At 49.2% G+C, this 23,728-nt stretch carries 21 protein-coding genes, 1 pseudogene and 1 riboswitch; of the genes and pseudogenes, 1 reads left to right on the forward strand and 21 read right to left on the reverse strand.

What is annotated here, in order from left to right; all coding sequences use genetic code 11:
• Position 1: 1 nt before the first annotated feature.
• The 10 genes from ACIFO6_RS07640 to ACIFO6_RS07685 form a co-directional block, all read right to left on the reverse strand.
• Positions 2–619 carry an S-layer homology domain-containing protein gene (locus ACIFO6_RS07640; protein ID WP_430039642.1) on the reverse strand — a complete coding sequence of 206 codons (618 nt, stop codon included), beginning with the start codon at positions 617–619 and terminating at the stop codon, positions 2–4.
• Positions 620–674: 55 nt separating this feature from the next.
• Positions 675–1,190, reverse strand: coding sequence for a hypothetical protein (locus tag ACIFO6_RS07645; RefSeq protein ID WP_430039645.1), 516 nt, complete (start codon positions 1,188–1,190; stop codon positions 675–677).
• A 65-nt stretch (positions 1,191–1,255) separates the two neighbouring features.
• Positions 1,256–1,474: a hypothetical protein gene (locus ACIFO6_RS07650; RefSeq protein WP_430039648.1), complete on the reverse strand. Its 219-nt coding sequence runs from the start codon at positions 1,472–1,474 to the stop codon at positions 1,256–1,258.
• Positions 1,475–1,599: 125 nt separating this feature from the next.
• Entirely contained in the window at positions 1,600–2,034 is a 435-nt protein-coding gene (locus ACIFO6_RS07655; RefSeq protein WP_430039650.1) for a DNA polymerase III subunit gamma/tau, read from the reverse strand.
• 22 nt (positions 2,035–2,056) lie between these two features.
• A complete protein-coding gene (locus ACIFO6_RS07660; protein WP_430039652.1) occupies positions 2,057–3,109 on the reverse strand; it encodes a hypothetical protein in 1,053 nt (350 codons plus the stop codon).
• Between the two features lie 532 nt (positions 3,110–3,641).
• Positions 3,642–4,340 carry a queuosine precursor transporter gene (locus tag ACIFO6_RS07665; protein WP_430039655.1) on the reverse strand — a complete coding sequence of 233 codons (699 nt, stop codon included), beginning with the start codon at positions 4,338–4,340 and terminating at the stop codon, positions 3,642–3,644.
• Between the two features lie 250 nt (positions 4,341–4,590).
• A complete protein-coding gene (locus ACIFO6_RS07670) occupies positions 4,591–5,988 on the reverse strand; it encodes an L-cystine transporter (protein WP_430039657.1) in 1,398 nt (465 codons plus the stop codon).
• Positions 5,989–6,222: 234 nt separating this feature from the next.
• Positions 6,223–8,127: a beta-glucoside-specific PTS transporter subunit IIABC gene (locus tag ACIFO6_RS07675; protein ID WP_430039660.1), complete on the reverse strand. Its 1,905-nt coding sequence runs from the start codon at positions 8,125–8,127 to the stop codon at positions 6,223–6,225.
• Between the two features lie 167 nt (positions 8,128–8,294).
• On the reverse strand, positions 8,295–9,128 hold the full coding sequence (gene licT, locus ACIFO6_RS07680) for a BglG family transcription antiterminator LicT (RefSeq protein WP_044644666.1): 834 nt from the start codon (positions 9,126–9,128) through the stop codon (positions 8,295–8,297).
• Between the two features lie 322 nt (positions 9,129–9,450).
• Positions 9,451–10,686 carry a PTS transporter subunit EIIC gene (locus ACIFO6_RS07685; protein ID WP_430039663.1) on the reverse strand — a complete coding sequence of 412 codons (1,236 nt, stop codon included), beginning with the start codon at positions 10,684–10,686 and terminating at the stop codon, positions 9,451–9,453.
• A 438-nt stretch (positions 10,687–11,124) separates the two neighbouring features.
• Between ACIFO6_RS07685 and ACIFO6_RS07690 the strand changes: the two genes are divergently transcribed.
• Positions 11,125–12,825: a methyl-accepting chemotaxis protein gene (locus tag ACIFO6_RS07690; RefSeq protein ID WP_430039666.1), complete on the forward strand. Its 1,701-nt coding sequence runs from the start codon at positions 11,125–11,127 to the stop codon at positions 12,823–12,825.
• A gap of 101 nt (positions 12,826–12,926) precedes the next feature.
• On the opposite strand, the gene ACIFO6_RS07695 is transcribed toward ACIFO6_RS07690, so the two are convergent.
• The 11 genes and pseudogenes from ACIFO6_RS07695 to cobD form a co-directional block, all read right to left on the reverse strand.
• A complete protein-coding gene (locus ACIFO6_RS07695; RefSeq protein WP_430039668.1) occupies positions 12,927–14,543 on the reverse strand; it encodes a cobyric acid synthase in 1,617 nt (538 codons plus the stop codon).
• A gap of 39 nt (positions 14,544–14,582) precedes the next feature.
• Entirely contained in the window at positions 14,583–15,449 is an 867-nt protein-coding gene (gene cobS, locus ACIFO6_RS07700) for an adenosylcobinamide-GDP ribazoletransferase (protein WP_430039671.1), read from the reverse strand.
• Positions 15,446–16,006, reverse strand: coding sequence for a bifunctional adenosylcobinamide kinase/adenosylcobinamide-phosphate guanylyltransferase (locus tag ACIFO6_RS07705; RefSeq protein ID WP_430039748.1), 561 nt, complete (start codon positions 16,004–16,006; stop codon positions 15,446–15,448). Before ACIFO6_RS07705 ends, cobS begins: the two co-directional genes overlap by 4 nt.
• Positions 15,995–16,207, reverse strand: a pseudogene (locus ACIFO6_RS07710) (bifunctional adenosylcobinamide kinase/adenosylcobinamide-phosphate guanylyltransferase); the annotation flags it as partial. The pseudogene ACIFO6_RS07710 and the gene ACIFO6_RS07705, both read right to left, overlap by 12 nt.
• Positions 16,204–17,274, reverse strand: coding sequence for a nicotinate-nucleotide--dimethylbenzimidazole phosphoribosyltransferase (gene cobT / locus ACIFO6_RS07715; RefSeq protein WP_430039674.1), 1,071 nt, complete (start codon positions 17,272–17,274; stop codon positions 16,204–16,206). The pseudogene ACIFO6_RS07710 and the gene cobT, both read right to left, overlap by 4 nt.
• Positions 17,275–17,348: 74 nt before the next feature.
• On the reverse strand, positions 17,349–18,215 hold the full coding sequence (locus tag ACIFO6_RS07720; RefSeq protein ID WP_430039676.1) for an ABC transporter ATP-binding protein: 867 nt from the start codon (positions 18,213–18,215) through the stop codon (positions 17,349–17,351).
• Positions 18,212–19,258 (reverse strand): FecCD family ABC transporter permease, encoded by a 1,047-nt coding sequence (locus ACIFO6_RS07725; RefSeq protein ID WP_430039679.1) that lies wholly within the window; start codon positions 19,256–19,258, stop codon positions 18,212–18,214. The genes ACIFO6_RS07720 and ACIFO6_RS07725 overlap by 4 nt, the downstream gene beginning before the upstream one ends.
• A complete protein-coding gene (locus tag ACIFO6_RS07730; RefSeq protein WP_430039682.1) occupies positions 19,255–20,259 on the reverse strand; it encodes an ABC transporter substrate-binding protein in 1,005 nt (334 codons plus the stop codon). The genes ACIFO6_RS07725 and ACIFO6_RS07730 overlap by 4 nt, the downstream gene beginning before the upstream one ends.
• Before the next feature lie 206 nt (positions 20,260–20,465).
• A riboswitch (cobalamin riboswitch) is annotated at positions 20,466–20,683 on the reverse strand.
• A 123-nt stretch (positions 20,684–20,806) separates the two neighbouring features.
• On the reverse strand, positions 20,807–21,601 hold the full coding sequence (locus ACIFO6_RS07735; RefSeq protein ID WP_430039685.1) for a histidine phosphatase family protein: 795 nt from the start codon (positions 21,599–21,601) through the stop codon (positions 20,807–20,809).
• Positions 21,601–22,572 (reverse strand): adenosylcobinamide-phosphate synthase CbiB, encoded by a 972-nt coding sequence (cbiB, locus tag ACIFO6_RS07740; RefSeq protein ID WP_430039688.1) that lies wholly within the window; start codon positions 22,570–22,572, stop codon positions 21,601–21,603. The genes ACIFO6_RS07735 and cbiB overlap by 1 nt, the downstream gene beginning before the upstream one ends.
• Positions 22,562–23,665: a threonine-phosphate decarboxylase CobD gene (cobD, locus tag ACIFO6_RS07745; protein WP_430039691.1), complete on the reverse strand. Its 1,104-nt coding sequence runs from the start codon at positions 23,663–23,665 to the stop codon at positions 22,562–22,564. Before cobD ends, cbiB begins: the two co-directional genes overlap by 11 nt.
• Positions 23,666–23,728 lie beyond the last annotated feature (63 nt).

The following is a 23,728-nucleotide window of genomic DNA, read 5'->3' on the forward strand; positions in this document are numbered from 1 at the left end:
CTCAATACCCCCTTAGAATCCGGTCCACATACCTGTAGGATCTCATCAAAAAGGTGATTCCCTCTGCCCGGGTACAACCCTCGTCCGGTCTGAAATAAGGACTGATTTCGCCTTCATCCGCAGGGATGGGCACCATACCACGCTGCTCCATTTCCTCAATATAGCTCGATGCCCAATGGCCCTTGAGGTCGATGAATTGACTTTTGCAGCGATATTCATCACCTTGCTTACGAATAAGTGACATTTGGACCTGGATGATATATTTAGTCTCCAGCTCCGCCGTTTGAATATCTGGTTTACCTGTCACAACGCCCAGATAGATCGTGCCTTTTTCATCATAGTATTTGTGCTCTGAGCCTATAAAAGATAGCCAGTCCGCGTATTCCTTTTTACTGTAGAATAGCAGCGTTAGGCTCGCTGTATAATGTGAGGTTCCACGGTTGACCAAGCCTGCTGAGTAGGAAAACGTTTCATGAACATGAGATTTCAGATGGGGAGCCGGTGGCTTGTATTCGCTGATTAGCTTGGCCTTAACCTCGACAAAACGAATTCCGTTATCGTAAAATAGTCGCTTTTTGTAGATCACATCTTCTGATTGATTGGGGCTTTGCTGAGTCAAATGTATACCTCCTGTCATTAAAAATGATGTTTACTCCGGTACAACGGAGTATGGATTAATATGATGTACTGCTACGATAAGCGGTGGTCGGATTCATAAGAAGCTGATCCCGTAAGCTTCCGGCTCTACCGTTTTTAAGACCTCTTCCCAGTCCGTGACCGATCGCTTCCAGTTGGGTCGGACTTACGTTATTCGTGACATTAGGCAATGTCACATGGACGATGACGTCACCGGAGTTGATCGTGTAGGAAGGGTGTATGTTTGCATGTGTCAGATATTCATTTCTGGTCAGCTCCGTCATGACTTCTGGCATATGAAATGCACGCTGATGACGGAGTACACTTTGCAAGTCCTGAGCTTGGTGCCTGCGCATACGGATATACTTCATAGAGCCTGTTCGTATATCTGCTGTTTCAGCGTTTAGCGTCTTTCTGCTTTGATCCCTCTGCACCTTGCTCATGTATTCATTCATGGGGAAAGCCAGCCCCTGCTTCTCTTCATTAGAAGAATGCCTTAGTGTCTGAATAAATGCCTGTAGCTCCACAAGCACATCAGTCTCTATATTGCCCATACATTCACCGCCTTTTATAAAATGAAACTCCCGCCCCTCCATACGGAGCAGAGCAGGAGTGCCTTTCATCCAAGCATATTAGCCAGAAATGCCATATCTTCTTCGTCCGCTATCTTATAGCTGCCCATATATGAGCCGTCTTCCCTGACTTCTTCACGGCCTGTATGGCGGGTATCCGAACGATCCATTGGGTCAGTCCCGTTCCATAGCCCACCGGCAGACATGGAGGATACTTTAATTGTAAATTCGATATGGTCATGACACTGCTCCAGATAGTAGCCCAACTGAGGGAGCGTAAGGTCCCAAACCTGATGCTTATCCAGGTGACAATAATGGGCCAGCTTAAAAAAAAGATTCGCCCAGTCAACTGGAGCTTGCCGGTCATACTCCAGCTCCTCATCCTCAGTGGCTACATGGACTTTTTTATTCCATTCAGTCCGATCATGGCATCAATAATTTGCTTGGCCGTTTCGAGGTCAACATACTCCTCCAGATGCTCAGGAGTCATCCAGCTATAATAAGGCTTGAAGCCCATCATCAGCACATCTATCAGCTCATGATAACGATCCGCACCTTCCGGGTCATCTGGAATCAGATTTGCAATAATAATGCCGGAATCAATAGCGTTCAGCTTTTTAATCAGCTTACGCGCATCCTTTAACCCAAGCGGAGGCAAATAATACGTTTTACCGTCACGGAGACGCACCTGTTCATCCTCTTCAAAGAAAGCTTTTTCTTTGATCTGTGCTTCCTCTTCTGTCAAAACCTTCTTTGTACTTTCTACCACCGCATCTGACTTGGAAGGCTCATTTTTAGATGGAACGGTGAACTCTCTTTCATTCATTTCGAAAACACATCCTTACGTATCAGTTGTTAGCAGATGTTGTTGCGATCTCATAACGCTTGATCGTGCCGAGCTTGTTATCAAAGCGCTCCGGGTCAATGACCGTCAAGGTTACACTATGCGTAGACGCCTGCTGGCGCTGAGCATCAATCGTGAAATTGGATTTCACACGACATTGATACAATTCCGTTTGGTATCCTTGCACAGAACCGTCCTTTTGCTCAAAACGGCCATCATGAACCAGGTGAACCGTCAACGGTAAATCCCTGCTCGAAATATCCAGAACATCCACCACTTCATTGCGTTTATAGTTTACATAAATGGCTACATCCTTCAACGCTGCATTGAAAATCAGCTTTCCCCCTTCAACAAGGTATTGCTCCTCGGTAGGGGTTCCGGTGAGCGAACGTTTGAGAAGCTTGTTTCCATTTAGCGTACGCACTGAAATTTCAGGCGTGGTATGCAGCGAGGTACCAAAGACAAGCTCTGCCTCACACTTCCCGTTTACTTCCTGAATAACGTGCTTCTCTTCCAGCTCCCATACAAATCCATCATCATCCTGCTGAATTCCACTCAAAGCAACAGGATAGACCATCACTACTTTTTTTCCGGCCAATGCTGTATCGAACACTGCCTTATTACCCATCACGGTAACTTCCGTAGTTACATCTGTGCCTGTAATTACATTCTCGTAAGCCTTCATAGCAGGACTTGTCGCTGCGGCTTCTGTGAGCAGCACCTGGTATGGGGATTCCCCTGGAACCGTCACGGTTTCCGTTGTCAGTCGGTAAGACGCTCCGCTAACACCTTCACGAAGCTTGGAACCGAGGACGAGACGGACCAGATTTAAGTCAAATTTGGCATCTTGAGCTGTAATATCAATGGTTTTTTTACGAAGCAATGCATCCAGGGGCACACTGGAATCACCACCCTCAATATCCTGCATATCCAGTTGGATGTCCAAAAGCATGTTGTTCAGTGTTCCAATCGTGATAAGTTCATCACTATTTGGAATTTTAGCCATAAACTTGCCTGCGCCTTTAATCAACATTTTTTTGTTTTTCGTCATTCCCATTCTTAAAAACCTCCAGTTTATTATTCCATTCTAATGTTTATGGCGATTTGAACCCGTGACAACTTGACCTTGGAGCAAACCACCTTCCTGACGATCTCAATATAAGTGAAGTATTGGATGTTTTAACTGTAGCGACGTACTTAATCTCTTCATCGTCCTCGTTTCTTCATACAGGGTCTACACCCCTCAATAGACGACCTCGGAATATGCTGCCGATTAGACTGTTCAACTTCATGAGAATAAACATTTTTACCGAATTGATTCATTGGTTTACCTGCAAGCTCACCGATACAATGCAGACATAGCAAGGGTTCTCCTGCCATTTTCTCTGCCATAAAAATTTCTCTGGCCCTTTGCGTCACATAACGAAATTCACACCGGATACATGGGGTAAACTGCATCTTTCCTATAGCCTCCTTTATAGTACAAGGTTTGATTAGAAGAACCACCATACTTCAATATAAGCAACTGTAAGCTTCATTGAACGAGTACATTAGTTATACAAAAAAAGGAGGAGCAACCCCAAGCCAAATTACGGCTTGAGCGTTTGCCCCTCCTCTTCTGCAAAGCGGAAGTTGCGTGCGATGTACAATATCGGTGTACCCGCCGCGGTTAGTACAAATTTTAAGATATAGGTGGTGAACAGTAGCTCCAGCCATATTCCCCATTCATAGCCGTAAAAGGCGATGCTGCAAAAAATGAGCGTATCCATAAACGAGCTAATCATCGTACTGCCATTGCCCCGAATCCAGAGCTGGTGGCGTTCCGGGAAAAACTTGCGAATCCATGAGTATAGACGAACGTCCAGCAATTGGCTAACCGCATAGGCCGTCAGGCTGGCAAGCGCAAGTCTGGGTAATAGTCCGAATAATTGCTGCATCGGCGCCTGGGCAAAATCAGTTGCATTAGGCTGAAACACCAACGCCATCTGCATCGTTAGCGTCGTCATGATTAAGGTGAAAAAACCGAACCACACCGCTCTGCGTGCCTCTTTAGGCCCATATTTTTCATTCAGCAAATCGCTGGCCATGTACATAGAGACATACATTGTATTTCCCAATGTCGTCGTAATACCGAGTAAATCAATGGTTTTGGTTACTTGAATATTGGCAAGTACGGTAGCCACACCAATCCAGGCGTACAGCCCTTTTTTACCGAACAAACGATAACATAACAAAAAGAACATAAAATTGACGAGGACAAAGGCTGCCCCCCATAGCAAATTAAACATGAAATCCTCCTAGTTTTGATAGCGCGGGATGGTTGCGAACCGCGGTTCATCCGGAGTAAGCCGGAAAAACATTATTTTAATGTATCACAGATCAGGATTTGTGAACAGCTATAAATTACATTGCGATGAAACCAAACAAAGAGCCGGCCTGATGGCCGACTCTGAACATTGAGGTGCATCGTTGCGTGTGCTATATCTACTACAGTAATGATAGTAGGCTGCTCCGCACACGATACGTTTTATCGTTTACTTAAGAGCTTACCGTCGTATCTAGATCCATACCCTGATCGTTGAACACATCCTGATCATTCTCCTTGAGCACCTTGCCTGAAATAAGTCCTGCCGTAATGGAATCATTGACATTCAGCGCTGTGCGTCCCATATCAATCAATGGCTCAACCGAAATAAGCAAGCCCGCCAAGGCTACGGGCAAGTTCATGGTGGAAAGCACGATCAGGGAAGCGAAGGTGGCACCACCGCCTACACCTGCCACGCCGAAGGAACTAACCGTAACGACCAGAATGAGCGTGAGGATAAAATCCCAGCTCGTCGGATCTATGCCCATGGTTGGTGCAATCATGACCGCCAGCATAGCCGGATAAATACCTGCACAGCCGTTTTGTCCAATGGTCGCTCCCAAGGTGGCAGACAGATTCGCGATGCCGTCTGACACACCAAGCTTTTTCGTTTGCGTTTCAACATTTAGCGGAATCGTTGCCGCACTGGAACGGGATGTAAAGGCAAAAACCAGCGTAGGCAATACCTTTTTCACATACGTTACTGGGTTATAGCCGAACAGAGCCAGCAAAATAAGATGAATGACGAACATGACCAACAGAGCCACATAAGAAGCGAGTACAAACTTGATCAGCTTCAAGATTTCATCCGGATTCGTCGTGGCTACAACTTTAGTAATCAGCGCCAAAATACCGTAAGGCGTCAATCTCAGCACCAGCGTCACAATCCGCATCACTACAGCGTACACGGCGTCGATTATTTTACGGAAGGTTTGCGCCTGCTCTGGCTTTTTACGATCCAGTCCAAGCACAGCTACCCCGATAAAAGCCGAGAAAATCACTACTGCCAGCGTCGAAGTACGACGTGCTCCCGTCATATCCTCAAAAGGATTGGATGGAATAAATTCCAGCACCTGCTGTGGAATCGTCATATCCTGAACTGTTCCAAGACGTTCCTCCATCTTCAAGCCCTGAGCTTGTTCCTTTTCCCCACTTTGAATCTCAATCGCTTTAAGATCGAACGACAAGCTGGTCACAATACTGACCGAAGCGGCAATAGCCGTTGTAATTAGCAGTACTGCAATAATAGACACGCTTATTTTGCCAAGATTCTGTCTTCCCTTCAAATTCATAATAGCCGAAATGATCGACACCATGATGAGCGGAATAACTACCATTTGCAGCAAACGAACATAACCATTACCTGCCAGGTTGAACCAGTCAACCGATTTCGTAATGACCTCCGAGCCCGCCCCATAGGCGTATTGAAGAATAGCCCCGTAGATCAGCCCGAAGCCCAGTCCGGCAAACACCCTTTTTGTAAAAGAAATATGCTTCTTCTGCATCCAGACTAACACGCCGAGCAGCAAAAGCAGCACTACTACGTTCAAAATGATAAAGAAGGTATCCATATATCATTTCCTCCAAACTTGTTATATTTTATAAAGTGACCCTTCAATCCGTTGATTACTATACCACAATACCAACTATTTTTGTAGGTTTTGTTTAAATAAATATGTTGAAGCCAGTATAGCTTTGGGGGATTACATTGAAAACGCAAAAAGGCAAGTCTTCCTGTTTCGAAGACCTGCCTTTTGTTAATCCAACGATTGATGTTAGATTATACGTACAATCTTTTGTTGTCGTTAGATAATTACTGTATAAAATAGCTCCTGTTCCTTAACCACTTTATGCTCATTTCCAGCAGGCTCCAGTTCACTAAACTGAGCTACGTTCGTAACAATAACAGGTGTAATCGTTTCGTAACCAGCCTTGCGAATTTCCGCCAGGTCAAACTCCAGCAAGAGGTCGCCTACCTTTACTCGATCCCCTGCTTTCACATGAGAGGTAAAATGAAGGCCTTTCAGTTTAACTGTGTCCATCCCAACGTGTATGAGCATTTCAAGCCCGGAATCACTCACCAAGCCTACGGCATGTCCACTTTTGGAAATGGAGAATACGGTACCTTCAACTGGAGAAACAACTCGACCTTCAGATGGCTCAATAGCCCATCCTCTACCCATGATTTCCTGAGAAAAAGCAGGGTCATTGACTTCACTGAGCGGCTTAACTTCACCCATAATCGGGCTGTATACCGGGATTTTCTCACCTTTTGGCAGTGAGGCTACAGCAGATTGACCTACTTCCCCAGAAGAGGGATCTCCGCCAGCTACTGCTGATGCTTGTGGTACTTCTTCTTCCTTCACATCTTCAAAGCCCATGAAGTAAGTAACCACTGCAGCAGCCACAAATGCGATAATGAGACCAAGAACAGCATACAAGAAAGTCGGTCCAATAAACATCGCCAGACCAGGCAAACCAGCCAGTCCACCCATAACATACGCTTTTGTGCCAAACAAGCCCATGAAGCCCCCGCCGATGGCTCCCCCGATCAACGCTGCGATAAACGGTTTTTTAAACCGCATATTTACTCCATACATTGCAGGTTCGGTTACACCCATAATAGCTGTCAAGCTCGTAGAGAAAGCCACTGTTTTGGTTTTGGAATTTTTTGATTTTAAAAATACGCCGAGTGCAGCACCAGCCTGAGCCAGGTTAGCTGCTCCCATAATCGGAATCATGTAGTCATAGCCCAACGTTGCAATTGAGCCAAGCATGATAGGAATCAACGCATAGTGCATACCTGTCATGATGATCAAGGAGAAGGTACCACCAAGCACCAGACCTGCAAACGGACCTGTATTTTCAAACAGCCAAGAGATACCACCCGACAGTCCATTACCAATAATGGAGCCCAACGGTCCTACAGCGATCAACGTCAAAGGTACAATAATTAATAGAGTCAGTGTCGGAACAACAATCAGCTTCAATGATGCATGCGTATATTTATCAATAAACTTTTCAACATAGGACGCCAGCCAGATGGCGATGACGATGGGAATAACAGTTGATGCGTAAGTGGCCGCCGTCACCGGAAGACCGATAAAGCTGACCTTCACATTGGATGCCAGCAATGCCGTAATCGTCGGATGCAAAATTGAACCACCTATCGCAGCCGCAATAAACATGTTACTTCCCAGTTTTCTAGCAGCACTCACAGCCAGAATAATCGGCAGGAAATAGAATGCACCGTCACCTATGGCCGCTAAAATCGTATAGGTTTGGCTCTTATCGGACATCCAGTGCATTGCCACTAATAGAGCAATGATCCCTTTGATCATACCTGCACCAGTGATCGCCGGCAAAATAGGTGTAAACATACCCGCTATAAAGTCAAACAGACTGCTGATCGGGTTTTGTTTTTTCTTGGATGCACTGCTTGCGGCTGTTTCACTTTGTGGCACCTTGGACATGTTGCTCACCAACGATTTATACACATTGGCTACATCATTACCGATAATAACCTGAAACTGGCCACCACTCTCCATAACTCCCATAACGCCATACGTTTTTTGCAGTTGCTCCTTCTGAGCTTTCTTATCATCATGAAGATTGAAGCGTAGACGAGTCATGCAGTGAACTACCTGCTCAACATTCTCTTCACCACCGACCAGTGTAAGTATCTCTTTGGATAATTGATTTCGATCCATGAGGTGTTCCTCTTTTCTTTTAAGGTATAAAATGTGTAAATCGGCAATAAAAAAAACCTGAATACAGAAAGCAGACAGCTTTATAAAAAGCCAATCTTCTTTCAGCATTCAGGTTTTGCCTTCTGGTTTGGAAGTAGCAATCCTAAATCTCTGAACATCGAATAATATCATTGATTTTTAATGATACGCTCGATATGAATGGTGAGATATAGCATCTCATCCTGGGACAAGCTCCGACCATAGATTTTAGTCGTATAATCTCTTATTTTTTCAGCACAGGCATAGGCATTCTTGTATTGCACCTTAACCATATCATGAAGGGAATTATCTGCATTTTGTACAGGGGTCCCGTTCATTACCCGTTGAGCAAAAAATTTGAGATGTGTAATAAAGCGGTAGTAGCTTAACGACTCTTCATCCAGCTCCATTACAAAAAAGCGGCTTACAATGTTCATGATATCCTTGACGATGTTAGTCAGGGCTATCGTTTCGCGCATTTCACTGTTGAGCTGAGCATTCACCAGATGCAGGGCAATGAAGGCTCCTTCATCATCCGGAAGCGTAACTCCCAGCTTGTCCTGAATCATGTGCAGTGCTTTCGTCCCAATCGAAAATTCCTTGCGGTACATTCGTTTGATTTCCCAGAAAAGGGCGTTTTTTATATCCATCCCCAAACGATAACGCTCTATGGCAAAATGGATATGATCCGTCAGCGAAATATAGATGCTGTCATGCAATTCCACTCCAAGTATCGTTTTGGCATATTGAATGATCTCATCAGAAATTTCAACATATTCAATCGGAATATCAGACATCAGGGTCATCAGCTTGCGGGAAACCTCGGTGCTTTCAAGCTTAAAGATTTTCTCGATATGCCCTTCATCAATCTCGTCGCCTGCGCTTTTCTTAAAAGCAATGCCTCTTCCCATAATGACTAATTCTTTCTGCTGCTCATCAATGACCGTTACGACATTGTTATTCAGCACCTTTGCTATCTTCATTCCATCACCTTAGGCCGCTTGGAGTAGTAAAAAAGGCAATACCAAAACTGACACTTAGTGCCTGCTTATGGTTTTGCCTGAATGATCAGTAACAATCCACGAATGTGCAGTTTTGAATAACTGCCATCATAATATCATATAAGAACTGAACTGACAAGTTTTTTTTGTAAACACTTTCATAAGGCCTCTAGGCGAGCGGCAATTCCCAATCACTGACGTTAATCAGAATAATGGTGCAGACGCGTGTCCGCTTTTAGAGTTAGAAAACACGATCCCCCCACGGGGGAAATGACACGTCCTTCGATGGTTTATTCGAAGCCGCCTAGTTGTTGGCGCTCTTGTCCACTGCCAAATCCGAAGCAGTGCTGGTGCCAGATGCAGATGATCCTTTTAAAGGTTCCTCTTTTTCCTCCACAAAGCCCATGAAATACGTAATTACACCAGCCGTCACAAACGAGATGACCATACCCAAAACGGCATACACTAGCGTAGAGTCACTAAACAGCGGTAAAGTCATTAGTCCGAATAAGCTTACCAGAGCAGTGATCGCCGTTTCAAACAGGCACACAAATGCCCCACCAACGGCCCCGCCGATCAACGCAGCAAGAAACGGTTTTTTGAAACGTACATTCACACCATACATGGCCGGTTCAATGATTCCTAGCATGGCTAACAAACCTGTGGTTGCGGCCAGCGCCCTGACTTTGGAATTTTTGGATTTAATACATACGCCGAACGCCGCCCCGGCTTGAGCCATAACCGCCGCTACCATGACAGGAGCAATATAATCATAGCCCGTTGCAGCAACGGATTCCAGCATATCGTTCAATAGCATATATTGCATGCCCGAAAAATGAAGCAAAGGTAGTGTGCCTCCATGCAGCAGACCCGCCAATACTTCCGAATTGAAGAAGAACAATGAAGAAAATTTTTCTGACAATGTATGAGCCAAGGTAGTCCACAGCGGACCGAAAACAAACAGCAATAAAGGCATGATAATCATGAGCGTCAACGTTGGGACAACCACCAGCTTTATGGCATAGCGATTAAATTTGCCCAATCCTTGCTCAATCTTCGCTGCAAGCCAAACGGCAATAAGAATCAGTATAAAAGAAGAAACATATTGCGGCTCCGCCACTGGTAAACTAGTCGAGCTGATCTCTTTAGCGGACTTCAGCATATCTGTAAGGCCGGGAAAAAATGAGCAGCCTCCGATGACCGCTGCAATGAATATATTGCTGCCAAGCTTTTTGGCTGCACTTACAGCTACCAAAATGGGTAAAAGATAAAATACTAATCCGCCAATGTACATTACAATTGTAAAAATTTTAAAATTAGAATGAAGATCCAGATACAACAAGACAGAAGCAATCACCTGAATGATTCCCGCCCCGATCAGTGCCGGCAGGATTGAAGTAAATACGCCCGAAATAAAATCAAACAGTCGACTTATCGGATTCCTTGCTGTGCCAGCTTTTCTATTGCCGGAAGCAAGCTCCTGTTTGTTTTCTCCTCCTGCCTGCGAACTCATTTCTTTGGAAAGTAAATCCTGATTCATCAAAACCTTTTCCCCTTTTTTATGTATATTGAAGGCCACATTCGTACTTAATATATAACTGCTTACAGGAAGTACATGGAAGTCGACATTCCTTATACTACTTTCATTCCTTCATTTTTACAATAGTTTTAAAAGAAGGAATGAGATATTCATTTTCATGCTCTGATGATTTTACATCAAGCTTACATCTAATAGCCTACGACCATAGTTACATTTTTTTGTTTGTTTTTGGGCAAATATGACTATTCAACCGCCTGTTAATTATGTAAAATAGGTCTAACCTACTTTTTAGTAATTCATGGATTGCTTTCCTTTCTTATTCTTGCCCCTTGAAAACAACTGAAATATACATAGAATCCGAACATTTTCAGTTTTTCTTCAAGCAGAGAAGGAAAATAAGTAGATCATAACGTGTTATCATGTGAGAGGAGATTTTTCATGCAGCGTTTTAATCGTTCCATTGGCGCAAAATTACGGATTATGATTTTATTGATTCTGCTCTTTGCGTCCCTTCTGTTCAGCATCAGTTTTTATGCAGTATCCATGAGTATCATTAATAACAGTGTCATGCCTCAGGTGGACCAAATGCTGGAGACCGGGGCCAAGAATGTTTACCAGGATCTTAATATTTCTTTGGCAGTTCAGGCACAGCAAGGAAATGGTTCAGATTCCGGGTCTGGTATGCAGATGGAATCTTATCTTCAGGATAAGGTCAACACGCTTAAGCTTGAATCGGCATATATCGCAGTGGTGAAAGACGATAAGGCCGAGGTGATCGCACGAAATGAAAAATCGGTATATAAGGTCAAGGATGTACTGGTTCCAGTAGAGGATATCCAAAAAGCAAAGCAAGGCGAGATGAATGTCAGTGACATTTACAGCGATTCATACGGGGTACACAAAACCGCCTTCTTTGCCATAGCGGGCAGTAATCTGGTCCTGGGTGTGAACGAGGATGTGGGTTTTGTGCAGGATAAATCCCAACAAATTTTATGGATTTGCATAGGTATTACAGTTGCAACACTCCTGCTGGGAGGAATTATTTCTACGCTTATCATACGCAAGGTTGTAGAGCCTATTGCCGAACTGGTTCGTCATAGTGAAAAAATTGCTCAAGGTGACCTGTCACAAGAACCGAAGGTTATCGGTAACAACGAAATTGCGCAGCTTGCCCGCAGCTTCCAAGCCATGTCCCACAATCTGAAAGAAATGATCGGTCATGTGCTTTCCACATCCGGTGCGGTTGTACAAGGCTCGGACGAGCTGCTTCGCCGGACTGAAATCATGAGTGTAAAAGTACAGGACTCTACCGTTGCCGCAGAAGAAGTGGCAAAGGGCAGTACCAGCATAGCTTCTGCTGCTGCTGAAAATGCACAGGCTATGGAGGAAATCGCTCAAGGTGTTCAACATATCGCCTCCTCTGCCAATGATGTATCCGATCAGATCAGCGAAGCAACCGAAGAAACAGTGAACGGTAATACACTCGCTCAAAATGCTGTTGCCCAAATGTCGCAGGTAGGACAGGCTGCCGATGAGTCGCTTCGATACATCCATAGTATGAATGAGCGCTCCGAGGCCATCGGAAGCATTGTTTCAGCTATTTTTGATATTACGAAGCAGATCCAAATGTTGTCCCTGAATGCCTCCATTGAGGCTGCCCGTGCGGGTGAGCATGGACGCGGCTTCGCCGTTGTAGCCGGAGAAGTTCGCAAGCTGGCCGAGCAGTCGAAAGAAGCGACACAGCAAATTTCCGATTACCTGGTAACCATTCAGGAAGTATCGCAGCAGTCCGTTGACTCTGTGACCCGGGTCAGCCGTGAAATCCATTCGGGAACGGAAATGGTGCAGCAAGCGAGTACAGCCTTTAATCAGCTAAGTCAGCTCATGCAGACGATCAACGCGACGATCCAGACGGTATCCGCAGCAACAGAGCAGGTATCCGCCGGCTCGGAGGAAGTATCGGCTTCCGTGGAAGAGACAGCTCTCATCGCTGCCAATGCCCAGCTTATGATTCAGGAAATCGGTTTAAATTCCGATGAGCAACTGAATGAAATGGAAGGCTACAGCGAGGTCGTACGCCAATTAAGCAAGCAAGCGACCGAACTGCAAACAGCTGTACAAAAATTCAAAATCAAGTAAGCTGAACTACAATGAAAGAGGTATCTCGCGGCCACGAACACGGCTGTGAAGATACCTCCTTATTTTTTTAAAGCGTGATGTTATACGATCATCTATGAAGGTTAAGAGTCCATACCTATAATGCGGTAAATTCGGTCCATGTCCAAATGAGCCCGCACCACCTCTGCCACACGGTCAAACTCACGTTCCTTGGCTTCACGTACGGTAAAGGTGCTATCCAGCCCTGCCAAGCCCTTGGCTTGTCTCAATCCATCCAGCCAGGAACGGCGAAAACGATCATTATCAAACACCCCATGCAAATAGGTACCCCATACTTTACCATCCGCTGTTCCCCAACCTTCCTCAAAGGCTGTTCCCTCGCCGCGACGGATATGGAATAAGGTGTGCATTGGGTTCATTCCCTCGGTACCATCTTTAGGCGCGTGTGGTTCTGTAACACATTCCGTAACGCCCATATGTATTTCATAGCCTTCAATCATCGTCGCGGGAACAGAATCCGAATCAGGCGCAATTAGCAACAATGGGCAGTGACCAGACAAGGTTCCCTGTACGCGCACCGTTTGCTTTTCCTTTAAAAAGGTTGTGGATAGAGCCAGCCAACCTAACCCTTCTGCCTGCTGCGGCAACCCAGATTCGACCGCTTCGGGATCAAACAAGGCTGTGCCGAGCATCTGATAACCTCCACAAATGCCAACCAACTGCGTGCGTCCCGTATTCATAGCCTCCCGAATGTCCTGCTCCAGACCTCTTGTCCGCAATTCAAGCAGATCGCCAATCGTGTCCTTCGTCCCCGGTAATATAATAGCGTCAGGTACACCCAGTTCTCCGGCCTCCGTGACATAACGTACACTCACATCCGGCTCTGCGGCCAAAGCATCCGTGTCTGTAAAATTGGAAATACGCGGATAACGAATGACCGCGATGTCCAGCGCTTTATCCTTTGCATACAGCTTGGGCTTCTTGTCCAGCACCACAGAATCCTCTGCCTCAATGCGTATATCCGGTAGATAGGGCAGCACGCCGAGTACAGGAATACCGGTTCGTTCCTCCAGCCAGTCTAGTCCCGGCTGAAGCAGGGACAGATCCCCTCTGAACTTGTTAATGACAAATCCACGGATACGCTGCACCTCATGTGGCTCCAGCAGCTCAATCGTTCCTACCAGAGAAGCGAAAACACCGCCCCGGTCGATATCCGAAATAAGCAGCACGGGAGCGTCCGCCCAGCCCGCAAGATTCATATTTACAATATCGCGGTCCTTTAAATTAATTTCTGCCGGACTGCCTGCCCCTTCCATAAGCACAATGTCATGGGTATCACGCAGCCGATTCAGCGCGTCCATGACCGTCTGTTTGGCTTGCGGCAAAAATTTCTTTCGATAATCGGAAGCACTCATATATGCATAAGGCACACCGTGAACAACAATTTGTGAATGCATATCCTTGACCGGTTTGATCAAAATCGGATTCATGTCGGTCGTCGCTTCAATACCGCAGGCTTCTGCCTGCACACCCTGAGCGCGTCCAATTTCTTTGCCGTCCTCGGTGACATAAGAATTTAGCGCCATATTTTGTGACTTGAACGGTGCGGGACGATAGCCATCCTGCGTGAATATACGGCACAGTGCAGTGGTCACCAAGCTTTTGCCCACATCCGATGCTGTGCCCTGGAGCATAAGCACCGCTGCGGGATTCGTGCGGGACGGTTCGAAATTTGACAATTGCCTCTTCCCCTTTTACCAATTCATTTAAAAATCTGCCTACAGTCCGTGCAAAATTACAATAAACAGCAATAAAACGGTCTCCAGCAATTCGTTCAAGGCTCCGTAAATATCCCCTGTCAGTCCTCCCAAACGGCGGTTAATACGGCTTGCTGTGAAGCTTCCAACTCCATTGGCCAGCAGCGGCAGCAGCAAAAAGCCTGTCCAAATGGCTAAGTCGCCCGGATGGAAAAAAATGGACTTCCCATACGCTGTAAAAGATGTATTGCCCATGCCGCCTGTTCCTGTGAACCATCCTGCAACGATACATTGCCCTACTGCGGCACACACCGTAATGAGTACAGCCCAGAACACAGCCAATCCGGCACGTCTGCTACTCATATCGGCAAAACGCGATGCCAGTCCATCATCATTACGAGCTTTCGGCCAGCGCTTCATCGCGCTTACCATAAACCAGCGGCTCCAAACCATAGGGAGCAGCAATAAACCGGACAGATCCCGTTCAGCCAGCACCGTATACAGCAAAGAAGCCTTGAGCATAAGCAATAACACACAAGCAATGACGCCCATCGCTCCTACACGGCTATCCTTCATAATCTCCAGCATCCGTTCACGGGAACGGTAGCTGAACAAAGCATCAGCCGCATCCATCCAGCCGTCCAGATGCAGCCCACCCGTGAGCCACACCCAAACGGCAAGAGTAAGAACTGCACATGGCAACGGTGGCAATATCAGAGAGGCAAGCGCTGCAAAGCACCATACGATGAGGCCAATGACCATCCCTACCAACGGATAATAGCTTGCACTACGTTTTAGCAGCTCTGGCGAAAAATCCAGCTCTGCCTTAACTGGAAGACGGGTCAAAAATTGAAAAGCCGCCGCAATCGCCTGACGTTCGCCACTCATAGCTTGTATTCCAACTGTTTTAATTCTACGGGAATGCCAGCCGTCACTAAAAATACCTCATCACAAAGGCGGGCGATCCGCTGATTCATCATCCCGCTTAAATCCCGATACAGCCGTCCAAGCGGATACTCGGGCACAATGCCATCACCGACCTCATTGGTCACGATGACGAGCGGTCCCGGATACTGCTCCACAGCTATCGCCAGCTCATCCATGGCGGCTCTGGATGCGGCTTCGCCGTCCTCGCCTGCGGCCAGCAGCACGTTCGACAGCCAGAGGGTCAGGCAGTCGACCAGCACCATCGGCGCGGACGATGGCTGCGATGCTTGACTGGCGTGCAAGTTGGCAGTGCCACTGCTGCGCTGCTGTTCCGCAGCGGCAGACCGCGCCGCAGAATGCAAAGCGCTGCGGCCTTCGCCTATTATCGATGCATCAGGCTGCGCCACTGAGAACGCAGCAGATGCCCCCGACGCGGAGGCTTCGTCGGCAGGCTTGCCGCCTTGCGCAGCCAGCCGTGGCTCTACGCCGCTGCCCAGGCGCCGCAGCAGCTCCGGCAGCGCCTGCGCTTCCTCCAGCGTCTGCCAGTCGTACCCGGCAGACTCGCGCTGGAGCCGATGAAGGGCGATGCGCTCCTTCATCTCCACGTCATAGGCTTGCGCCGTTGCAATGTAGCAGGCGCGCGGGGCGCGCGACATGCACAATCGCTCGGCAAAGCCGCTTTTACCGCTGCGTGCGCCGCCGGTCACGAGCACCTTCATCGCTGCGCGGCTCCCTGACCGTCCGATACGCCTGCATCGGCAAAGGTCGCCATTTCGCGCATAATGCGGCACGCCGCATCAATCAGGTGCAGGCTAAGCGCACCGCCCGTGCCCTCCCCGAGCCGCATGTCCAGATGAAGCATCGGCTCCAGCTTGAGCTCGCGGAGCACCGCCGCGTGCCCGCGCTCGTCCGAGGCGTGCGAAGCGAGCATGTACGCTGCGCTTGCAGGCGCAAGTGTACGCGCAGCGAGCGCAGCAGCGCCCGAGATAAAGCCGTCCAGCACGACTGGACAGCGATGAGCGGCTGCGCCGAGGATGACGCCTGCCAATGCGGCAATCTCCAAACCGCCGACCTTGGTCAGTACGTCAAGGGCGTCGTTTCCGTCAGGCTGATTCACGTCCAATGCGCGGCAGACGACCGCTATTTTACGGGTCAGCCCGGCCGAATCCACACCTGTGCCCCGGCCGACGATTATTTCTGGCTCCAGCCCGGTAAGGGCACACACGACCGCAGCGCTGGCCGTCGTATTTCCAATGCCCAGCTCTCCGGTTACGAACAGTCGTGTGCCGCCTTTGAATGCTTCCGCTACGGCTTCAGCTCCAGCCAAAACCGCTTGCTCCGCTTCCGTACGCAGCATCGCCGGCCCCTTGGCCATGTTCGAGGTCCCCATACGCACCTTGCGGTTCACCAGATCCGCATGAGCAACCTCTGCATTCACACCCACGTCTACCACCTTGACATCTGCGCCTGCATGACGTGCCAGCACGTTAATTGCCGCGCCGCCGGACAGCATGTTATACAGCATTTGCTGTGTAACCTCAGCCGGGAAGGCGCTGACCCCCTCTACACACACACCATGATCCGCAGCCATCACCATAACGGTTTTACGGTCAAACTCAGGCTTGTCCACCCCCGTAATGTCTGCCAGCTGTATAGCCAAACTTTCCAGCTTTCCAAGACTTCCCGGTGGCTTCGTTAATTGATCCAGATGCTGCGAAGCCTCCAAGGCTGTCGCCCCATCCGGCTGTGCGATGCTGTCTATTAACTGCTGTAATTTTTCGTTCATGCCTTCCACTCCCTGCTCCGTATACATATGTGTTTAGTGATCTCATCGTAAATTCTGTTGCTTCAGCACTTGACTCAATCAAGTCGTTCACCCTGACCAGATACATCCCTTGCACGTCTTCGCAGTAAAAGCTGCGGCACACCACTATCCGGGTGAGGCAGCATCACAGGCTCAACACCGTACACATGGCGAATTCGTTCCTCTGTTAGCAGCTCTGACGAAGCTCCTAACCCTTCAACCATCCCGTCCTTGAGCACAAGCAAATCATCACAAAACTGGGCAGTCAAATTGAGATCATGCAGAACAGATATAATCGTCACACCTGTTTCCCGCCGCCATTCCGCCAGCAGCTCCATAAATTCAAGCTGATAGCGTAAATCCAGATAGGTTGTAGGCTCATCCAGCAGCAAAATCTGTGGCTCCTGCACCATCACCTTCGCCAAAGCCACGCGCTGCCGCTGTCCCCCGCTCAAACGGTCTAACGACCTGTCCGACAAGTCGGTAAGATCCAGCCTCTCCAGCACACGATCCGTAATGATTCCCGGGTCCATCCCTTTTTCCTTACCCACCTTTTCTCTACCAAACCAGTCCTGATGGGGAAAGCGTCCCATTTCTACGACTTCCCTTACCGTGTAACCCACCGGGGGGAGCCCCTCCTGCTGGAGTACAGCTACAAGACGGGAAAGCTCTTTTCTGCCATAGCTGCTGACCCTTTTACCATATACAAGAACGTTGCCCGAAGTCGGGTGATCCACACCGGAAAGTAAATGCAGCAGCGTCGATTTTCCACTCCCGTTCGGGCCGATGATGCCCCACCAATCTCCTTCATCCACGCTCCAGCTTATATTTTTCAACGCATGGAATTCCCCAAAATCACGAGTCAGACTGGCAATCTCTAACGCTCGGACCCGCGTCTCCTGTGGTTCATTTGCATCTTTCACAGCAATCCCCCCCTGCGCAACTTCTTGTTCCGGTACAGGAGATATGCGAAGAACGGTGCGCCAACAAAGGCGGTCATGACACCAAGGGGAATTTCCGTCGGAGCCAGCAATGTACGCGCCGCAGTATCGGCCCAAGCCATAAAAATAGCCCCGCCCAATGCGGATAACGGAACAATCATCCGATAGTCGGGGCCCGTCACCAGACGGATAATATGCGGTACAACGAGTCCCACAAAGCCAATCACTCCGCATACCGAGACTGCCGCGGCTGTCAGCAGCGTGGATACGATCAGAACAGATAGCTTCGTTGCATCGACATGAACCCCCATGTGAGCCGCCTGACGTTCACCCAAGGCCAGAATGTTCAGCACTCGCGCCCGGTTCCACAGAAACACTAGCCCAATGACCACATAAGGTAAAAGAATGCCTGTATACGACCAGCCGCGCAGACTGAGGCTTCCCATGGTCCAGTACAATATTTCATTAACCGTCTCCTTCGACATGGCTGTCAGAAAGGAAACGACGGCTCCCAGAAAGGATTGCATCACCACGCCCGATAAAATGAGACTTTGCGTCGGAATTTTGCCGCCTTCCCTCGCCAGCGTCAGCACCATCCACAACGTCAGCATTCCGGTCGTAAACGCCACCAGCGGCAGTGTCCATACCCCTACAAATGAAAATTGAAGCCCCCAATAAATCAGTACCGCTGCCCCTACCGAGGCCCCCGAGGATACCCCCAGCGTGTAAGGATCAGCCAGCGGATTGCGGAGCACGCCCTGAAATCCGGCTCCCGCCAGCGCAAGCGCTGCGCCTACCAGCATACCCAGTAACACACGCGGCAGTCTGACCTTCAAAATAATCTGCTCTGTGGATGGATTCCAATCCGGTGTAACCGTCTCACCCAACCACGGCAGATGGTTGACCAGAATACCCGCGATTTGGCTGACGGGAAGCTTGGCCGAGCCGATGCCGAGACAGAGCAGCAGTGTCAGCAGCAATAAGGCAAGACCTGCCCCTCCAAAGCCGATCAGTCTACGACTCATTTGAAAATTTCAGGATACACGCCCTTGGCCACTGCCTTGAGACCTTCCGTTACGCGCGGACCCGGACGACTGATCAAATTATCATCCACGGCAAACACACGGTTGAGACGAACAGCCGATATTTGATCCCATCCACTACGGGCTTTGATGATATCGCCGAGCGTTTGGCCTGTTTTGTCGTCCTTGACATTTTTGCTGTATAAAATGACGTCCGGATTGGCCGCAATAATATTTTCTTCACTGATCTGGTACCAGCCCTTTTGCGTTGCAGCCACATTTTCGCCGCCCGCCAAAGAAATCAGCTCGTCCATAAACTCGCCCTTGCCGACCGTCCAGCCAGGTGAAAATTCGACGTAGACTCTCAGCTTTTGCCCTTTACCGATATTTTTAACACCGTTTTTCACTTCCGCTACATCGGCTCTCATCTTGTCGGTTACCGCTCTCGCTTCTTTCTGATGGTTGGTAATTTTCCCATATAGTTCAATATTAGCCATGACATCCTCAACCGTTTTCGGCTCGGTTTTAAAAATTATAATTCCCAGGTCGCGCAGCTTGGTCGTAGCCTGCTCACTGAGTGATATGCCTGCAAAAACGACTTCTGGATTCGCTGCAATGATCTCCTCTTCATTCGGCTTCATAATGCCGCCCACTTTAGGCTTCTTCGTAGCTGCTTCCGGGTAATCCGAATAGTCCGATACGCCGACAATTTCCTTATCCAGTCCGATGGCGAACAGCGCCTCGGTTTCAGCCGGGGAGACGGAAACGATTTTACCCGGCGCTTTTTTGAACGTAAACTCCTGCCCGGTCGCATCCTTAATGGTCAGCGGGTAGACCGTTTTGCCCGGAGGCTCCTGAGCGGTTGCCGTCTGTCCCGGTTGCTGTGAGGCTTGATCCCCTTTATTTTCAGCGTTCTTTCCGTTAGCTCCACATGCACTCAGCACAACCGCCAAGACCAGAGCCAATAAGCCTGTAGTCCAGACCTTTATTTTATTCCCTGCCATGATTTGCACCCCTCCATATAAATTCTTTTAAAAGCGTCACTTGAACATCATCCGATATCTCTAAATCCAGCCTTCTTTTCCTTTCAAAAAACCCCTGCATCCTCAGATAAGGACACAGGGGTCACGTTAGCGCAGATCGTACGCAGGCGGCAGTTTCTTCCGCATGGACAGTCACTGCGAACACGTCATCCTTTCCTCGAAGGACTATGGTGACAGGCGGACGGGCAGGTATCCTGACTTACAGAAATATGCGACAGCCTGTTGCTCCTTCATATGCTTTGTGGCACATAAACCAGAGCGGACTGGCATTTTTCCATTTACAGTGGCGGGACCGCGCCGGATTCACACCGACTTCCCTTTTAACAGCGCACCGATATGAATCCGAGGGTTTCATACCACTGCACCGACCTCGTCTGCTGGATATTTGATGTAGTGTTGGTCAAGCCGTTCTTTTACTTGATGATTATAGGTTAAAAAAGACTGGCTTACAACCCAAACCGCCTGTTTACCTGCCCTATGTCTGTGATCATGAGAAGTATATACGCAGTCAGTTCTGATCCACCAGCCATCCGGTGAACTTGTGCCCTGTAGCCAAATCTGGATGTGTTGCTGTAGAACGGGTGGCGGTTAAATCTGCAAATGGCTTTTGTGCCAAACTCAACCGAATCCTGATGGCCCCTCCCGGCTTCGGATTCAGGCTCCAAAAATCATGACCTGGTACCAGCATACAAGCCAACTGACGAATCACTCCACCATGCGTGACGACCAGAACAGAAGGTGGGGCATCGGACAAACCTGTTTTCTGAAGCTCCATCATTTTGCGCCACTCATACAAAGAGTCAAGAAATTCACCAAGACGGTTCACAAAGTCTTTCCAGGGCTCTCCACCCGGCGGCGTAACCCGTTGCGGCTCATCAATCCACACGCGGTACAATGCCACATCTTTGAGCATATCATACGTTTTTCCATCCCATTCCCCAAAATGAAGCTCTCTCAGACGTGGTTCCATGATGACAGACCAAGCAGACATATTATCTGGTTTCAGTTCCGATTCTGGCAAAATGATCTGCAAGGTCTGACGACAACGTATCAAGTCACTACAATAGATTCGGGCAAAGGAATGTGTCTGTAATTGTTCCCGCAAAGGCTCTAATTCCTGCTCTGCTCCTGGCAGCAAGCCCAGATCAGAGTGCCCCAGGTATCGACGTTCCCTGTTCCATAAGGTTGTGCCGTGACGTACCAGCACAAGCTCCAAATCCCATGGCGGGTGTTCTGTAAAATCATGCTTCAAGGTCACATCACTTCCTGCTCTATTGCTGGTGTTCGGTGCGTCACGCTTCATCACTGCGTCCACCCCAGTGCATAACATCCGGCGGACACGAACAGACACAATCCCACGAACATACTGGACACGGCAAACATCAGCCGAATCGTATGTCGGATATCCTCCGGCTCCATCGGTCGCACCAGCTCTCCCATATATGCACGGAGAGAGCGTACGCCATGATATACATTATAGCCCCCGAGGCGAATCCCCAACGCACCCGCAACTGCTGATTCTGGAAAGCCACTGTTCGGACTGGGATGCAGCCGCGCATCTCGCCTAACCGTACGCCAGCTATGTCTGGCATCATACCGATAAATCCACGCCGCTACTACCAGCATCCCGGCTGTCAGGCGTGCTGGGATGTAATTAGCCACATCATCCAGACGTGCCGAGGCCCAGCCCAAATGCAGATACTTTTCATTTTTGTAGCCAACCATGGAATCGAGGGTATTCACGGCACGATAAGCCAGAGCTAAGGGTGCTCCCCCGATCAGGGCATAAAAAAGCGGGGAAATAATCGCGTCCACGATGTTTTCAGCCACCGTTTCGACGGTACCGCGTACAATCTCAGGCTCATCAAGCTGCTGCGTATCCCGCCCGACGATCATCCCCAGCTCCCGGCGTGCCGCAGGCAGGTCACCCGCCTTCAATTCGCGATACACCGCCATTCCGGCGTCCTTTAGTCCTTTGGAAGCAATCGTGGTGGCGATCAGCACCATTTCCGCGCCGATAGACAGCCACGGATGAATCCAGGCAAGCAAGCACAGTAACGCCCAGCCAAACACGAAGGAGCCGCCCACCACAATCAGTGGCAGCAGCAAGCCAGCGCGTTTCAAACCACGGTCACTGTGAACACGGCGGCGAATCGCCTTTTCCAAGGCAGAAATGGCATGTCCCATGCCGATGACCGGATGTGGCAACCACCTCGGATCACCGATCAGCCTGTCCAGAAGATATGCAGCCATCATCATCAAGCTAACTGTCACGCCGCCGTTCCTCCTCCAGCACTTCGCCCAATACCGACAGCAGCATGCCGTTGGCTTCCGCGTCCTTGACCGCAATTCGAAAATGGCTCGTCGTCAGCCCCGGGTACATGGCACAGCTCCGTATCAGAATCCCGCGCTGTCCAAGCGCCTGTTGAATGGCCGATGCGCTCCACGTCCCCGGCGCCCGTGCCAGCACGTAATTCGCTTCACCGGGGATGACACCGCAGCCCCATTCCGCCAAAGCGGTCAGCAGACGGCTACGCTCCGTAGCAATCAGCTCCTGCGTACGACGCTCGTACGCCCCACCGCTTCGCAAACACGCCTCTCCGGCCAGCAACGCCAGTCCGTTCACGCTCCAGGTCACCTGCTTGGCCGTCATTCGCCGGATGTAGTCTGGATGAGCAACCGCGTAGCCCAAGCGCAAGCCCGGAATGGCATAAAATTTCGTCATCGACCGGATTAAAATCACATGAGGATACCGATCCAGCACAGGCAGCAGTGAAATTTGCCGCTCCAGCGGGATAAAATCAATAAACGCTTCATCCACCACCAGCACGGTGTCCGTTTTCCCCGCCGCCTCTGCCAGCTCGCGCAGCTCCTGATCGCCGTATTGCACACCGTTCGGATTATTCGGCTGACCGAGAAACAGAACATCCACCTGCTCCATGAGCTGAAGTATGTCTTCCACGTCCGCCTTCCATTGAAGCGAGGCCTTGCCGTACACCCGGCTTACCTCGGCTCCGAATTTACCAGCCAGCTCTGCATATTCCGAAAAGCATGGCTCCACCGTACCCACACGCTTGGGAGCCAGTCCCAGTAGCAGCAACGCCATGCTCTCAGCCGCGCCGTTTCCGATACTCAGCGACTCTGGTGGAACATGCAGTCGCCGCGCCAGCATATTTTTAAAATTCCGGTGCCCGGGATCTGGATAGCGAACCACAGTGTCCAACGCACTTTGCAGCACCTCAAGCACCTCCGGTGGCGGACCCAGCGGATTAATATTTGCGCTAAAATCCACAAAATCCGCAGCCGCCCCGCCGAATGTCGCCGCAGCCGTCTCCCTGTCCCCGCCGTGACCGTAAACCTCTATCATTGCCTATCATCCTTTCCGGCCGTTCCGAATCATTTAGCTCCATTATGGGGCTGCTTTTCGCGT

Source organism: Paenibacillus sp. NRS-1781 (assembly GCF_050467745.1).
Classification (GTDB): domain Bacteria; phylum Bacillota; class Bacilli; order Paenibacillales; family Paenibacillaceae; genus Paenibacillus; species Paenibacillus terrae_A.